Source organism: Thiorhodococcus mannitoliphagus, from assembly GCF_010915725.1.
GTDB lineage: Bacteria > Pseudomonadota > Gammaproteobacteria > Chromatiales > Chromatiaceae > Thiorhodococcus > Thiorhodococcus mannitoliphagus.
In genome coordinates, this window is sequence record NZ_JAAIJR010000415.1 from 1 (window position 1) to 676 (window position 676).

1 protein-coding gene is annotated in these 676 nt (G+C 63.3%); it reads left to right on the forward strand.

Translation table 11 applies throughout. The features are described from left to right. Positions 1–446: 446 nt before the first annotated feature. The coding region (locus G3480_RS27210; RefSeq protein WP_164657286.1) for a type II toxin-antitoxin system RelE/ParE family toxin at positions 447–676 on the forward strand (230 nt) is incomplete at its 3' end.

Here is a 676-nt window from a genome sequence, read left to right on the forward strand (position 1 = left end):
GCGTCTTACTGCAGCTGCTCGGGCCGCGCTATGTGGCGATATATTCTGCAAGCGGCTGACGGGGTGCGGAATGACGGCTCTGCGTGGAGACCACCAATGCAGGGCCGGATCGGGTATCCATTGCGCCCGGTGGGGCTTATCGGCTTGGGGTCGATATCCGAGCGGAGCGCCTCTGAGGTGAGCCCGTTGTGATCGATGATCGAGGCACGGCGGATGCCGAGATCGCTCCCGCCCTGTGCTCGGTTCATGGGGCGTGACAGGGGAAGGCTCGCGCATGTGCTGTCGGGCAGTGCAGATCGCCTAATTTTCCGGCTCGTCCCCCTTGTCGGTCAGCGGTCCGTGGGTCACCAGTGGCGGGTAGGTCTCCAGAAGCGGACATCCTTGAGGCGATCAAGCAACGCGCAAACTGCTTGACGTATTACGTTGCACGTAACATCCTATACCCAATGATCAAATCGTTTCGCTGCAAAGCCACCGCCAAGCTGTTTGCCGGCCAGTCGCCGCGCCCGTTCCGCGCGTTCCAGTCGGTCGCGGAGCGCAAGCTCACCCAACTGCACGCGGCGGTGACGCTCGACTTCCTTCGCAGCCCGCCAGGGAATCGTCTGGAAGCGCTGAGCGGCGACCGCGCGGGACAGCACAGCATCCGCATCAACGCGCAGTGGCGGCTGTGCTTTGT